This window comes from Pseudoalteromonas sp. MEBiC 03607, from assembly GCF_004792295.1.
Lineage (GTDB): Bacteria > Pseudomonadota > Gammaproteobacteria > Enterobacterales > Alteromonadaceae > Pseudoalteromonas > Pseudoalteromonas lipolytica_C.
In genome coordinates this window covers 2514764-2531177 of sequence record NZ_SRRY01000001.1, presented here as the reverse complement: position 1 = coordinate 2531177, position 16414 = coordinate 2514764, and the positions used below count along the sequence as shown (strand labels likewise).

The following is a 16414-nucleotide window of genomic DNA, read 5'->3' as shown; positions in this document are numbered from 1 at the left end:
AACGTCACATTTTTAAATAAATATTAACCGATTGAACGCGTTCTATATTGTATTTTTATTGTTTCGCTTCTATCGTTAGAAAGATACTAAAAACAACAATTTGATCACAGAACAACCCGTTACAGGGGGATGAACACAATGATAAAACGATCGCTTTTTGTTAAAAACAAAATAGCTTTGGGACTCGCGGCGGCTACACTCGGAATCTCAAGTACATCTTTGCATGCAGCAAACTTCGAGTTAGGGGACTTTGACGTACGTTTTGACTCTAACTTTTCTTATGGTCAAAGCATTCGTGTTGAAGACCGAGATTTTAAACATATAGGTAAAAGTAATAATCCTTCATTTGATTGGACGGGTTATCATTCTGCGTTAAATCCTATTTATTCTTCTGCGGATGTTTGGAACCAACCTGGTGCCTACTCTAATAATGGTGATGCAGGGAATTTAAATTTTGATAGTGGTGATTCATTCTCAAAATTATTAAAGGGCAACCACGAGTTATCAATTAGTAAAGATAACTATGGTTTCTTTACACGCTTTATGTATTTTTACGACTTTGCATTGATGGATGGCGATTTTGCATACAGCAATCCTACATCAGGTAACAAAGTAGACCCATGTGACGATGATGACACTAAAGAACAAGTATGTGCTGATTTACGTTTATTAGATGCGTACGTTTGGGCAAACTTCGATTTAAATGAAGGTCGTAACCCTCTGTCTATTCGCTTAGGTCAGCAAGTTGTAAACTGGGGTGAAAGTACCTTGATTTCTCATGGTATAAACGTTAACCCAGTTGATATCGATCGTTTAAAAGCGCCAGGCGCTGAGTTAAAAGAAGCCTTTATCCCTGTGGGTATGCTTTGGGCATCACTTGGCATTACAGATAACTTAACACTGGAAGGCTTTTACCAATATGAATGGCATGAAACACGTCTTCCAGCTGCAGGCACGTACTTCTCGACTAACGATTTCGCGTCAGAGAATGGTTATCAGCAAAATATTCAACTAGGTTTTACATCAAACCCAGATATCGATTTAGCATTCTTAACAGAAAGCTTAAACAGCTTAGACGATATTGTGCGTTCGCAAGGTGTTGATCCAACATCTGCGCAAGGTCAAGCTATGATGGCGCAAATGTATTTAGCTTATCCGACTAAAGTAGCTCTTAAAGGTAAGGGCAGTGCGGGTAAAAATGAGCCAGATGATGGTGGTCAATATGGTTTACGTTTAGGTATGTTTTTACCTGAATTAAACGATACTGAAGTTGCTTTATACCACATCAATTACCATAGCCGACGCCCAGTAATTTCTGGTCAAGTGTCTAATTTTACAGCTGGTGCTATCGCGGCTGATATTGGTATGTTGTTATCTACAGAAATCACTGAAGATAATGTAACTAGCTTACAAGCATTCACCAAAGGCCAATTAGAATACCCTGAAGATATTAAGCTTTATGGTATCAGCTTTAATACATCATTAGGCGAGACTGCTTTCGCTGGTGAATTTGCATTCCGTCAAGATGAGCCACTACAAATTGATGACGTAGAGCTTCTGTATGCGGGTATGCCGGAACAACTAGCTGTGGCTGGAATTCGACCTGACTTTGCGGGTATTTCGCAAATGAGTCTGGGTGATGCTACAAGTGTTGTAGGTCCTGGTGAAGTGGCGCAAGGCTTTATATTACGCAATACAGCACAATTACAATTTACAGCAACGCATCTATTTGGCCCATCATTAGGTGCAGACAGCTGGGCGGTTGTTGGTGAAATCGGTGGTGTGCGCATTAATAATATGCCTGAGTACGATGAGCTGCGTTTAAACGTTGCAGGTACGGGTCGAAGCGGCATTATGCAGGGGCCACTGAGCGATGATTATTCAACCCTTCATATGGGTTTATCGAATGGTCCTGAAACGAATCCGTTCCCAACAGCATCGGCATGGGGTTATCGTTTAATCGCTAAAGGTGATTACTATAACATTTTCAACGGTGTTAACTTCTCGCCACGTTTTGTGTTCTCACATGATGTGAATGGTATTACACCTGATCCGATGTTCTTATTTGTTGAAGACCGTAAATCACTCGGTGTAACGATGAACTTCAACTATCAAAATGCGTGGTCATTCGACTTTAGCTATAACTCTTTCTGGGGTGGTGGCGCGACGAATACATTCTCTGACCGCGATTATGTTTCATTTAATATTAAATATTCAATCTAAGGGTAAATTATGATTATTAGAAAACCTACCCTCATTGCTGCAGCTTTTTGTAGCGTTTTCGCAAGCTCTAGTGTACTTGCAAAAATTACTGCTGATGAAGCAGCACGTTTAGGTAATGACTTAACGCCAATTGGCGCAGAAAAAGCAGCTAACAAAGATGGTTCTATTCCAGCTTGGACGGGTGGTATCACAACCCCTCCTGCAGATTATAAACCAGGCATGCACCACCCAGACCCATTCGCTGATGATAAAGTGTTGTTCACCATCGATAAGTCAAACGTTGATAAATATAAAGAGTACTTGAGCCCTGGTCAGGTTGAATTATTCAACACTTATCCAGACACGTTTAAGATGAACATTTATCCAACGCGTCGTAGCGCGTCTTATCCGCAGTTTGTTTATGATGCGACTAAAAAATACGCCACGACAGCCGAGTTAGTTGAAGGTGGTAACGGTATTAAAAACACAGCTGTGGGTGTACCTTTCCCAATTCCTAAAGATGGTTTAGAAGCAATTTGGAATCACCTTTTACGTTTCCGTGGTTTATCAATTGAACGCTCTGGTGGTCAAGCAGCACCAACAGCGTCAGGCTCATATAATTATGTTGGTTTTGAAGAACAACTTTTAGTTGAATATTCATCACCAGATGCAACGCCAGAAAAACTGCAAGAATCTAATATCTTGTTTAAGTTTAAGCAAAAAGTAACTGAGCCAGCTCGTCTAGCAGGTACTGCGTTATTAGTTCATGAAACTATGGACCAAATCTTAACGCCACGCCAAGCATGGACATACAACTCAGGTCAGCGTCGAGTTCGTCGTGCACCTAATGTTGCATATGATGCACCAGGAACAGCGGCTGATAGCTTACGTACCACTGATGACTTTGATATGTTCAACGGTTCTCCTAACCGTTACAACTGGACATTAAAAGGTAAGCAAGAGCTTTATATTCCATATAACAGCTATAAACTTCACAGCGATAAGTTAAGCTATGATGATATCTTGCAAGCTGGTCACATTAACCCTGAATATGTTCGTTACGAAAAGCACCGTGTTTGGGTTGTAGAAGCAAACCTGAAAGAAGGTACGCGTCATATTTATAAGAAACGTGTTTTCTATATTGATGAAGATAGCTGGCAAGTACATGTAACGGATATTTATGATAACCGTGACCAAATGTATCGTGTAGCAATGGCACATGGTCTTAACTACTATGAAGTACCGACTCATTGGAGTACGTTAGAAGTTTATCATGACCTTAACTCACGTCGTTACCTAGCAATTGGTTTAGATAACCAAGAAAAAATGTATGATTTCTCACAATCATTCAATGATAACGAGTTCACTTCAAGCGCTTTACGCCGCGAAGGTCGTTAAACAATCTAAGGCACCTGACTTCAGGTGCCTTTTGCAATTCGCGTAAGTCATCAAGACACGCAATTGGTTTTCCCAGTGGCTTTTTTGACTTCTCTTTTTATCTTTTCGAAGGCGATTTATCTTTATGAAGTATTTGCTTTATGCCTGTCTTGCTTATAGTGCTTCATGTTTTTCTCAAGACATGCCCACACCGCAACAAGCGATTAGTGCCGTTAATGCAAACAAAACTCTACTCACTGACATCGAATTGGTCGGTGAAAAACTGGTTGCTGTTGGTAAACATGGTGTGGTTATCACTAGTACTGACGCACAAACATGGCAGCAAGCCAGTGTACCAACTCAAGTATTACTCACCGCGGTTGATTTTTATAATGACGAATTAGGCTGGGCTTGTGGCCACGATGCCACTATTATCAACACCGTGGATGCTGCTAAAACTTGGCAGTTACAACAATCTTTACCAAACATGGATAAACCATGTTTAGATATTCTTTTTACATCTGAAAACCATGGTTATGCAGTGGGTGCATACGGCATGTTTTTTGAAACCACTGATGGTGGCCAAACATGGCAGAAACGTTTTTTAGATAGCTTGTTATTTGAAGATGATCGCGACTATTTGAATGATTTAAAAGAAACAGATCCTGAAGGATATGAGCTTGAGACCGCATCAATTTTGCCGCATTTTAATCGTATAGTGAAAACTAAAGACCGGTTAATCTTAGCAGGTGAAATGGGGCTAATGGCCGAAAGTGTTGATAATGGCCAAACATGGCAACGTCTTGAAGAGATTTATATGGGCTCTTTCTTTACGTTTGCGTCAACTGCAGATCAGGGTGGTGAAGACCTAGTTGCAGGTCTGCGTGGCAATATATTTACTCGTCAAGCAAATAGTGATCAGTGGTTACCAATTCAAAACACTAATTATGCCACCGTCAACAGCGCAATAAACCACAATAACGAATGGCTTTTATTTGCCAATAGTGGAGTTATTTTTCATGTTAAGGGTGATCAATTATCAGAAGAGCAAATGGCCGATGGCAAATCATTGCTCGACGGTGTTGTGTTTCAAGACAAACTAATTATGGCTTCAGAAAATGGCATTAAAGTGAAGGAGTTGAATCCGTAATGCGTGGTTTATTAGACTTTTTAGAAAGAGCGGTGTTTCGTCATCGCTTGTTCGCAATTATTTCCTTTGCTTTGATCACCTGTTTTTTATTATTCAAAGCAACACAAATTCAATTAGACGCCTCGTTTAATAAAAATATCCCTCTTAATCATGAATACATGAAAGTATACACCAAACACGAAAAGCAATTTGGTGGTGCAAATAGCATTTTAATTTCGGTGTGTGATGCAGACGGTGATATTTTCAATGAAGAATTTTTTACCCAACTAAAAGCAGTTCATGACCAGCTTTATTTTATTCCAGGTGTTAACCGCCCATTAGTTAATTCAATCTTTGCCCCGAGTGCACGTTTTGTTGAAGTTGTTGAAGATGGCTTCGCTGGTGGTCCAATTATTCCGGCTAACTTCACAGCTGATAAACGTGGTCTTGCAGTTGTAAAAGAAAACATCGAAAAAGCAAAAGTGGTCGGCCGTATGATCGCTAGTGACTACTCGTGTGCAATGGTAACAGCCCAGTTACTCGAGACTGATCCGCAAACACAAGAAAAACTTGATACATTAGCCTTTGCTGAAAAACTAGAAACACAAGTTCGTGAACCGTTAAGTACTGATAAAGTCAGTATCCATATTATTGGTTTTGCTAAGATGGCAGGGGATGTAGCAGAGGGTGCTAAAGGCGTACTGTTATTTTTTGCAATCGCGATTGCTTTTACCTTTGTGATGGTTTGGCTGTTCTGCCACTCTTTAAAACTGACAATTTTACCGATTGCCTGTTCAATCATTGCCGTTGTTTGGCAGTTAGGTTTGTTATCAACCTTGGGCTTTGGCTTAGACCCTATGTCAATTTTGGTGCCGTTTTTAGTGTTTGCGATTGGCGTAAGTCATGGTGTGCAAATGATCAATGACATCGGTAAAAAAGTGACGTCAGGAAGCTCAACCCGGGTGTGTTGTCAGGCAAGCTTTAGAGCACTTTTGATCCCAGGTGGTATCGCGCTGCTATCAGACACAATTGGCTTTTTAACCTTACTCACAATTGATATTGGTATTATTCGTGAACTTGCCATCACCGCAAGTTTAGGTGTGGCGGTAATTATTTTCACAAACCTCGTATTGTTACCAGTGTGGGCATCGTATATGCGCTTTGAAGGCTCTGTGCATATTCAAGCAGGAACACACTCAGACAAACCGAATTTCTTAGATAAATTGCGTGAACTGTTAGTAAAAGCGACGGACCGTAGAACCGCCGGTTTAATTATTGTGCTTACAGCGATATTATTTGCAGTGGGTTATTGGCAAGCTGACAAAATGCGCATTGGTGATTTACACGCAGGTGCGCCATCTTTGCACCAAGATGCCCGCTACAACCAAGACACCTTTTTGATTTCTGATAAATACACCATTTCATCAGATATCCTGAAAGTGATTGTAGAAGCGTATCCTGCTGCTTGTACTGAGCATGATGTGATGGAGCGTATTAGTCGTTTCCAATGGCAGATGGAAAACGTTGCAGGGGTGCAATCAGCAGTGAGTTTAAGCTCAGTTGCGCAATCTGTGAATGCCGGCTTCAACGAAGGTAACCTTAAATGGCAAAGCCTGCCGCGCAACACGGCAAGTTTAGTGCAAGCTACTTCACGCGTTGAAACAAGCTCAGGTTTACTCGATGGTAACTGCTCTGTAATGCCAGTGATTATTTTCTTAAATGACCACAAAGCAGAAACTATTGACCATGTGGTAGCGAAAGTTAAAGAGTTTGCTAAGGCTGAAGAAACGGATGAGTTGAAGTTTAAGTTAGCATCGGGACCTGTGGGTGTAATGGCCGCAACCAACGAATCTGTATCAGCTGCACAGCTACCTATGATGCTTTACGTTTACGGCGCCGTAATCCTGCTATGCTTAATTAGCTTTAGAAGTGTTAAGGCAACGGTTGCGGTTGTATTACCTCTGTATATCGTATCAACTTTAGCGCAAGCCTTGATGGTACAACTTGAAATAGGTTTAACGGTATCGACACTACCAGTTATCGCTTTAGGTGTTGGTATTGGTGTTGATTATGGGATTTATATACTGTCATCAATGATGGGGCAGCTAAAACAAGGTGTGGCACTCGAAGTGGCTTATCGCAATGCATTAGCAGAGCGTGGTAGCGCAGTGTTATTCACGGGTATTACCTTAGCCATTGGTGTTAGCACATGGATTTTCTCTGATCTGAAGTTCCAAGTAGATATGGGTATTCTTTTGACCTTCATGTTTTTGGTTAACATGCTGGGCGCAGTACTACTTTTACCTGCAATTGGTAGCTTCCTCTGGACTGACCAGAAAAAATAATGTGAATAATTGTGCTCCAATATGGCCAGTAATGGCCATTTATATCTATATTTTGTGAATAGATGACCAAATAGCTGAAAAGCTTAAAATGATTTCATCGAAAAGGCTGTTTATTAGCTGCAAAAGAGTTAGAATTTACCTGACTCCACGCTAATAAATGGCTGTACAAATATTCTACTAATCGATAAGTAGTATAGATTAAGGAACATACAATGACACGAAATGAAGGGCAAGCCTCGGTTATCTTAGATAATGTCTGTAAGCTGATCCAGAAAAAAGTTCACGCTGATAATGTGTTACTCGTTGAGAAATTCGCCAAAGCCTTGTACAGCAATATGTCTAAAGAGGATTTGGCACATCGCAACGATAGTGACTTATATGGCGCTGCACTAAGCCTATGGAACTCGCTAGAAAAAAATAACTCTGATGACGCGGTTGTCCGTGTCTTCAATCCAGAAGTAGCAAAAGATGGCTGGCAGTCATCGCACACTATTGTTGAAATCATCGCGAAAGACATGCCTTTCTTAGTTGATTCTGTGCGTATGGCCATGACTCGCGAAAACATCTCTTCTCACTTATTACTTCACTCTCCACTGAAAATCCAACGTGACAAAAATGCTAAAATCACGGGTATTTCAAGCTTAAAAGCAGAGCAAGAATCAACGTCAACAAAAACGGTGTTCTTTATCGAGATTGATCGCCAAACAGATGCAAAAGTTATTGAGTCTTTCAAAAAAGAACTTGAGTCTGTGTTAGTTGACGTATCTATCGCTGTAGAAGATTGGCAGCCAATTCGTGAAAAGCTAATTGCTGTAACGAAGGATTTACCTAAGCGTCATCATAATAATAACGAAAGTGAAGTTGCTGAAACGGTTGAGTTTTTAGACTGGTTAGCAAAAGATAACTTTACCCTAATGGGTTATCGTGAGTATGAACTGTCGCCTGTACAGGGTGATTATCAATTAAAAGGTAAAAAAGGTACTAGCCTTGGTCTGATGAAAAACACAGACGAAGAGCACAGCCGTTTACTTTCTGAATTACCAGAAGTTGCACGTCAAGAAGCGCGTAGCAATAATTTACTGATTTTAACGAAAACTAATTCAGTGTCTCGTGTTCACCGTCCTGCTTATATTGACTATGTGGGTATCAAGCGTTTTGACGAGGAAGGTAATGTAATTGGTGAAGACCGTTTCCTTGGTTTATTCTCTTCGAGCTTCTACAACAACAGCGCCGCTGATGTTCCGGTACTGAAAAGTAAAATTAATCGCATTATGGAAATGTGTGACTTTGCTAAAGGCACCCATGCTTATAAAGCGGTATTAAATATCCTAGAAACATATCCACGTGATGAACTTGTGCAAGCACGTGAAGCCGAACTACTTGAAGTTGCTATGGGCGTACTACAAGTACAAGAGCGTGATATGTGCCGTATTTTTGTGCGTAAAGACGCATATGGCCGTTTCTTCTCTTGCATGGTCTATGTACCGCGTGAGCGCTATAACACGGCACTACGTCGTGAAACGCAACGTATCTTAGCTAACGCATTTAATTCTGACGACAAAGTCGAATTTACTACTTTCTTCTCTGAGTCAACATTAGCCCGTACTCATTATACGGTGCGTGTGACTGACAATAATATTGAATATAACGTGAAAGACATCGAAAACAACCTAATTGAAGCTGCCCGTACTTGGGAAGATAGACTCCAGTCTGCACTACTTGAGAGTGCAGGTGAAGCACGCGGTAAAGAACTAAACCGTAAATATGCACAAGCATTTGCAAGTGCATATAAAGATCAGGTTTTACCAAGTGCTGCGGTTGTTGATATCGAGAAACTTGAGCTTCTTAATGACGAAAACAAACTAGAAATGTTGTTCTATCGTCCACAAGAAGAAGCAAATACCAATGTTGTTCGTTTAAGCTTATTCCATAAAGATGAGCCAATCCACTTATCTGACGTCATGCCAATGTTAGAAAACTTTGGCTTACGTGTAGTGGGTGAAACGCCTTACTCAGTTAAAACGACAGACGGTAAAGTTAATTGGATCATGGATTTCACCATGCTAATTGACAATAAGGGCATTGCTGACTTTGATAAAGTATCTGCTCGTTTCCGTGCTGCGCTTACTAATGTTTGGAATAACCGTTTAGAAAACGATGGTTTCAACCGTTTAGTATTAATGGGTGGTTTAACCGGTCGTGAAGCGTCTATTCTTCGTGCATACGCTAAATACATGCGTCAAATTGGTGTAACTTTCTCGCAGACTTACATCGAAAGCACATTTGCAAATTACCCACATATTGCTTCGCAAATCGTTAACTTATTCACTAAAAAGTTCTCAGTTAAGAACCCTGGTAGTGAGAAGACGCTTGAGAAGCTAGTTGCACAAGTAAATCTTGAACTAGAAAACGTAGCAAACCTAGATGATGACCGTATCATCCGTTTATACGTTGATATGATCAATGCAACTCTTAGAACGAACTTCTTCCAAAAAGAAGCGGATGGCCAATTTAAGTCATATGTATCGTTCAAGGTTCAGCCTTCTATGATCCCAGAAATGCCATTACCACTGCCTGCGTTTGAGATCTTCGTATACTCGCCGCGCGTTGAAGGTGTGCATTTACGTGGTGGTAAAGTTGCACGTGGTGGCCTACGTTGGTCTGACCGTCGTGAAGACTTCCGTACTGAGGTACTGGGTCTTGTTAAAGCGCAACAAGTTAAAAACACGGTTATCGTGCCAGTAGGTTCGAAAGGTGGTTTCGTATGTAAACAGCTACCGACTGACCGTGAAGCATTCTTCAAAGAAGGCCAAGAGTGTTACAAAATTTTCATCCGTGGTTTATTAGATATCACAGATAACATCGAACGTGGTGAGATTGTTCCGCCAGTTGATGTTGTTCGTCATGATGAAGATGACCCGTATTTAGTTGTTGCTGCCGATAAAGGTACTGCGACTTTCTCTGATATCGCAAACGGCATCGCAAATGAATATAACTTCTGGCTAGGTGATGCATTCGCATCAGGTGGCTCAGTAGGTTATGACCATAAGAAAATGGGTATCACTGCAAAAGGTGCGTGGGAGTCTGTTAAGCGTCACTTCCGTGAAATGGATATTGACTGTCAAACAACTGATTTCACTGTTGTAGCTATCGGCGACATGGCGGGTGACGTATTTGGTAACGGTATGTTGCTTTCTAAGCACATTCGCTTACAAGTGGCGTTCAACCACATGCACATCTTTGTTGATCCAAACCCAGATGCTGCAACATCTTACCCTGAGCGTGAGCGTTTATTTAATTTACCGCGTTCTTCTTGGGAAGATTACAACAAAGACCTTATTTCACAAGGTGGTGGTGTATTCTCTCGTGCGGCTAAATCAATTAGCTTAAGCCCTGAAATGAAGAAAATGCTTGGCACTAAAAAAGCGAGCATGACACCTAACGAATTAATCAAAGCAGCTCTAATGATGGAGTTTGATTTACTTTGGAATGGTGGTATCGGTACTTACATCAAGAACTCTAAAGAGACTGATGCAGATGTTGGTGACCGCGCAAATGATGCACTTCGTATTAACGGTTCTGAGCTTGGTGCGAAGATCTTAGGCGAGGGTGGTAACTTAGGTGCTACACAATTAGGTCGTATCGAATTTGCAGCTAAAGGTGGTCGTGTTAACACTGACTTCATCGATAACGTAGGTGGTGTTGCGTGTTCAGATAACGAAGTAAACATTAAGATCTTACTTAATGGCTTAGTTGCTGAAGGTGACTTAACGCGTAAACAACGTGATGAGCTACTTTATGCTATGACCGATGAAGTATCGCAGCTGGTTCTTAAAGATTGTTATCGTCAAACGCATACCTTATCGATTACACAGTCAAAAGGCACATCAACACTTAAAGAAAAAGTACGTTTTATCCATGCCCTTGAAAAAGATGGCAAGTTAAATCGTGCAATTGAGTTCATTCCAACTGATGAAGAACTTGCAGAGCGCGCAGCAGCGGGTAAAGATTTAACTCGTCCAGAACTATCTGTACTAGTTTCTTACGCGAAAATGGTACTTAAAGAGTCTTTAGTGGTTGATGAAATCACTGAAAACCCTTATTACCGTCAGTTATTGGTTAATTCATTCCCGGTACCACTTCGTGAGAAGTTCAACGATGCAATGGATAACCACCCACTTCGTAAAGAAATTATCGCAACAAAACTTGCCAATAATATTGTTAACGATATGGGCCTTAACTTCATGGTTCGTATGCACGAAGAAACAGGTGCTAACGAAGCAGAAATCGCGCTTTGCTATTCAATTGCAAAAGAAGTGTTCCAGATGCCAGAAACATGGTCATCAATTGTTGCACTTGATAATAAGATCCCAGCAGCTGTACAAACAGAAATGCTCTATCAGTTACGTCGTACGGTTCGTCGTGCAACACGTTGGTTCTTACGTCATCGCAATAAAGCACAAACGATTGAGCAAGCAATTGAGTTCTTTGCACCAACATTTGCTGATTTAAGTGAAAACTTAAATAGCTACATGGTTGAAAAAGAAAGCGAGCGTTTGGTTAAAGCAGCTGAGAAGCTAATTGATAGCAATGTACCAAAAGCACTTGCGACACGAGTTGTGTCTCTATCAAGCCTATTCTCTGTAATGGACTTAGCCGAAATTGCTAATAATTCAGAGCGTAGCATTGCTATGGTATCTAACACGTACTTCAAGTTGGGTGCGCGTATGGGCTTACATTGGTTCCTTGACCAAATTACTAACCAACCGGTTGCAAATCACTGGCAAGCACTTGCTCGTGCTTCTTACCGTGAAGAGCTTGATTGGCAACAACGTACATTATCGGCTGTGGTACTTAATAGCTTTGCAGCAGACAGCAAAGACATAGATGCACAAATTGATGAGTGGATGGATAACCAAGATCTACTTCTACAACGTTGGAAACAGATGCTATCTGAATTCAAAACATCACAAAGCCATGATTTTGCGAAGTTCTCAGTAGCACTTCGTGAACTAATGTTGTTAAGCCACAACTGTGACACTTCCAAATAAGTGAAAAGTCGTTAAAATACATACCCCAGCTCGCTGGGGTATTTTTTTGCCCTTAATTTGCAATGGTCCGTTTATAAGCGGCTACCTTGTTTATTTTTACCTAAGGAACAAACCATGTTTTATGATCTAGCTCGCCGTTTTATGTTTACCCGTGATGCGGAGTGGGCTCATGAATTTGCACTTAATAATTTACGCCGATTTGCTCATACTCCATTGAGTGCAGCGTGGTCTCAATCTGTCCCTAATAAACCAGTTAACTTTTTGGGTTTAGAATTTAAAAATCCAGTAGGTTTAGCGGCAGGCTTAGATAAAAATGCAGAGTGTATTGATGCATTTTCACAAATGGGTTTTGGCTTCGTTGAAGTGGGTACTGTTACTCCTCGCCCTCAAGCTGGTAACGATAAGCCGCGTATTTTCCGTTTACCAGAATCAAATGCGATCATAAATCGTATGGGCTTTAACAACAAAGGCGTTGATAACCTAGTTAATAACGTAAAAGCGGCGAAATATGACGGTATTCTAGGTATAAATATAGGTAAAAATAAAGATACACCAAACGAGCAGGGTAAAGATGACTACATTCATTGTATGCGCAAAGTATTTGAGCATGCATCGTACATCACAGTAAATATTTCTTCACCAAATACTCCGGGTCTTCGTGATTTACAATATGGTGAAGCGCTTGATGACTTGCTACAAAGCTTAAAGAATGAACAACTTGATTTAGCTGCAAAGCATAACAAACAAGTGCCTATGCTTGTTAAGATCGCCCCAGATCTTGATGAAATACAAATTGCGCAAGTTAGTGAGTCATTGATCAACAATCAGATCGATGGTGTTATTGCTACAAACACCACACTTGAGCGTGCTGCAGTGCAAGGCCAACAATATGCAAACGAAGCGGGCGGTTTATCTGGACAACCAGTACGTCAGCGCTCAACCCACGTGGTTAGTGAGCTGAAGCGTTTAACTGATGGTAAGTTACCTATCATTGGTGTGGGTGGTATTGATGATGCAGACTCTGCAAAAGAAAAATTTGCAGCGGGTGCCGACCTTGTACAAGTTTATACTGGCTTTATTTATAAAGGCCCAGAATTGGTAAAAACGATCCTTAACGGCTTATAAGGATCAGTTATCTAAGCATTTGATCATTAATAAAATGTTCTAAAAAAGTATTTTATTAATGGTCAGGCTTAGCTATAATTTATGATTAATCGCACAGAATTCTAAGTTAGGGAGGAGACATGTTACAAGCATCGAAGCAATGGAAATGGCTTGCTTGTGCAAAAAATAATCGTCTTTTGGTTGACCTTGACCAAGATATGCAACTGTGCACACCTTACAAATTACGCCAACTTACTGATGCTGTTTTACAAGAGCCAAACTTCAGTCTTGAAGATGCTGCATTTTATCAGCAAGTTTATCAATATCTTGAAACATTCTCATTATGGAGTCCGGCAGAGCTTTGCCAAATTGCTCTTAACGCTACAGCAGTTAAATTTCATTTGAAGCCAGTACTTGCAAAGAGTTGGTTTTTTCATGAATACCAGGGTAGCCAGCCAAGTGTTGAAGCGGTTGTAAAGTTATACTCTAAGTCACAAGAAGGTGAGTTTTTAATTGTCGATCATTCACCAGAAGCATCTGTTTGTATTAATCTGAGCGCACACTTTCAGTTAGACGAAAATCTATCTCTAGAGCAGTTTGAAGCCATCAAGGTTCTAAATAATCGTATCCATCCTGTTTATATTCAACAAAAACAGTTTAAAACGGCCTAGGGCGTGTTGACCTTTGTGAATTAAAATATGTTCACTCTAGAGGCAATTTAATCGCGGCGAGAGATTCGCAACCTAGTGGGCTAAGTAAAAATCTAGCTAATATCCCTGCAAATGTTGGCGTTTTTGTTCGCCAAGCTATGCTATAATCCTGCGCAATTAGCATTTAAGGGTTTTTACTTTGCAATTTATCGCACTTACTTCTATCGGAATAGAAAATTTACTTGTTGATGAGCTTACAGCACTTGGTGCAGAAGTCTCTAAACAAACCGTGGGCTCTGTACGTTTTGAAGCAGATAGCTTGTTAGCACAAAAAATTTGTTTATCGAGTCGCTTCGCCACTCGTATCATGATGCTGATAGAAGAAAAAGAAGGCGTTAAAGACAAAGAAAGCCTTTATCAATTTGCACGACTACAGCCCTGGCAAGAGTGGTTTGGCCCAAAACAAACTTTCGCTGTTGATTTTAGTGGTACTAACAACGATTTAAAAAATACCCAGTTCTCTGGTCTTGTCGTAAAAGATGCGATTGTTGATTATTTTTCAGATCTATTTGAACAGCGTCCAGATGTTGATAAGTACAACGCTAATGTGCGTGTTGTAGCAAGATTAAATCGCCAAGGTGTTGCGCTTTATATTGACTATTCAGGTCCACGTTTATCTGAACGTGGTTATCGTCAAGACCAAGGTAAAGCACCGATTAAAGAGCATTTAGCTGCAGCACTTGTAAAGCGAAGTGGCTGGCTTGAAAATGTACAACAACCTTTATTTGATCCATGTTGCGGTGCTGGTACCATTTTAATTGAAGCAGCAAGCATGGCTCGTAATGAAGCGCCTGGCTTATTCCGAGAAGGTTTTGCATTTGAGCGCCTACCAAGTTTCCGCATCCAAAAATACAAAGAGTTAAAAGCAGAACTAACGGCTCAAATTACTGATCCAAAGCTTTGGCTTATTGGACATGATATTGATGCTGGTGTAATTAAAAAAGCACAAGAAAACGCGGAACGCGCAGACCTTGGTAATGTAATTAAATTTAAACAAAGCGATGCAACAAAGCTTACCTCAGTTGCTAAGCTTCCTGGTGTGGTGATTTCAAACTTACCTTATGGTGAGCGTTTAGGCTCGATGGCAGAGTTGGTTAACTTACACCGAAGCTTAGGTGTTGGCTTCAAAAAGCACTTTAACCATTGGAAGCTTGCTTTACTTGGCACCGACGAAAGCCTATTTAAGTTATTAAAGCTTGTTAAATTAAAACGCTATAAGTTCAAAAATGGCCCGTTAGATGTGGTGCTAAATTTATATCAACTTGACGATAAACAAGTCGAGCTAAGCAAAGAAGATAAACCAGCACTTAACTTTGAAGGTTCAACAGCATTTGCAAACCGCTTAAAGAAAAACAAGCAAAACTTGAAAAACTGGTTAAAGCAAAATGAAGTAAGCTGTTATCGTGTTTACGATGCGGATATTCCAGAATATAACGTTGCAGTTGATGTGTACGATGATTCAGCGGTTATTTTTGAATATGCCGCACCGAAAGAAATCGATGACACTACGGCACAAAAGCGCTTACAAGATGTGATTAGCCTGACCGCTGAGCAGTTAGAAATTGCGCCAGAGAATATCGCAGTTAAAGTACGCAAAAAGCAAAAAGGCGAAGAGCAATATACTAAGGTATCAAAACAAAATCGCACACAAGTAGTCGAAGAGTTTGGTGCTAAATTTAAAGTAAATCTATTTGATTATTTAGATACAGGTTTATTCTTAGATCACCGTTTGGCTCGTCGTTATATTCAACAAAACTCACAAGGTAAACGTTTCTTAAACTTGTTTGCTTATACGGGCAGTGCATCTGTTCATGCTGCGCTAGGTGGTGCCAAAGCAATTACTACCGTTGATATGTCAAAGACCTATTTAAAATGGGCGCAAGAGAATTTCGCGCTTAATGACTTGAGCAATACTCGTTTTCGTTTTGAGCAAGCTGACTGCTTGAAATGGCTTGAATACGCACAAGGTCAATATGATTTAATTTTCTTAGATCCACCGACGTTCTCAAACTCAAAACGTATGAAAGATGCATTTGATGTTCAGCGTGACCATATCAAGCTCCTTACTTGGGTTAAAAAGATTTTAAGTCCAAATGGCACGCTTATATTCTCTAACAACAAGCGTGGCTTTATCATGGATGAAGTTGGTTTAATGGGGCTTGGCTTAAAAGCAGAGAATATTTCTGGCAAAACTTTATCGCCAGATTTTAAACGCAATAAGCAAATTCATAATAGTTGGCTTATTACACATGGCTAGTTTTACCTTGTATCACACAGATGGCTGTCATTTGTGTGAAATGGCAGATGAATTATTAGTTGCAGCAAACGTTTCCTTTGCTGCAAAAGATATCATGGATAGTGAACAGCTTATCGAGCTTTACCAAACCAGTATTCCGGTTGTTGAAGCTCATCAAGGCGAAAAATTATTTTGGCCTTTTGATGCACAGCGATTAGCGCAATTTATTGCTGATAATAAAGAATAAGAGTAGTAATCAC

At 40.4% G+C, this 16414-nt stretch carries 9 protein-coding genes; all 9 read left to right on the top strand.

Annotated elements, in window-relative coordinates:
* Positions 1 to 138: 138 nt before the first annotated feature.
* On the top strand, positions 139 to 2223 hold the full coding sequence (locus tag E5N72_RS11600) for a DUF1302 domain-containing protein (protein ID WP_135924806.1): 2085 nt from the start codon (positions 139 to 141) through the stop codon (positions 2221 to 2223).
* Positions 2224 to 2235: 12 nt separating this feature from the next.
* Positions 2236 to 3600: a DUF1329 domain-containing protein gene (locus E5N72_RS11595; RefSeq protein WP_135926279.1), complete on the top strand. Its 1365-nt coding sequence runs from the start codon at positions 2236 to 2238 to the stop codon at positions 3598 to 3600.
* A 124-nt stretch (positions 3601 to 3724) separates the two neighbouring features.
* Complete coding sequence (locus E5N72_RS11590) at positions 3725 to 4729, top strand: YCF48-related protein (protein ID WP_135924803.1); 1005 nt, start codon at positions 3725 to 3727, stop codon at positions 4727 to 4729.
* Positions 4729 to 7053 carry an MMPL family transporter gene (locus E5N72_RS11585; protein WP_135924801.1) on the top strand — a complete coding sequence of 775 codons (2325 nt, stop codon included), beginning with the start codon at positions 4729 to 4731 and terminating at the stop codon, positions 7051 to 7053. The genes E5N72_RS11590 and E5N72_RS11585 overlap by 1 nt, the downstream gene beginning before the upstream one ends.
* A gap of 212 nt (positions 7054 to 7265) precedes the next feature.
* Positions 7266 to 12104 carry an NAD-glutamate dehydrogenase gene (locus E5N72_RS11580; protein ID WP_135924798.1) on the top strand — a complete coding sequence of 1613 codons (4839 nt, stop codon included), beginning with the start codon at positions 7266 to 7268 and terminating at the stop codon, positions 12102 to 12104.
* Positions 12105 to 12218: 114 nt separating this feature from the next.
* Positions 12219 to 13229 (top strand): quinone-dependent dihydroorotate dehydrogenase, encoded by a 1011-nt coding sequence (gene pyrD, locus E5N72_RS11575; protein ID WP_135924796.1) that lies wholly within the window; start codon positions 12219 to 12221, stop codon positions 13227 to 13229.
* 119 nt (positions 13230 to 13348) lie between these two features.
* Positions 13349 to 13879 (top strand): cell division protein ZapC domain-containing protein, encoded by a 531-nt coding sequence (locus E5N72_RS11570; RefSeq protein WP_135924794.1) that lies wholly within the window; start codon positions 13349 to 13351, stop codon positions 13877 to 13879.
* A 178-nt stretch (positions 13880 to 14057) separates the two neighbouring features.
* Positions 14058 to 16175, top strand: a complete 2118-nt coding sequence (gene rlmKL, locus E5N72_RS11565; RefSeq protein ID WP_135924791.1) for a bifunctional 23S rRNA (guanine(2069)-N(7))-methyltransferase RlmK/23S rRNA (guanine(2445)-N(2))-methyltransferase RlmL — start codon at positions 14058 to 14060, stop codon at positions 16173 to 16175.
* Positions 16168 to 16401: a glutaredoxin family protein gene (locus tag E5N72_RS11560; RefSeq protein WP_135924789.1), complete on the top strand. Its 234-nt coding sequence runs from the start codon at positions 16168 to 16170 to the stop codon at positions 16399 to 16401. The genes rlmKL and E5N72_RS11560 overlap by 8 nt, the downstream gene beginning before the upstream one ends.
* The last annotated feature ends 13 nt before the right edge of the window (positions 16402 to 16414 follow it).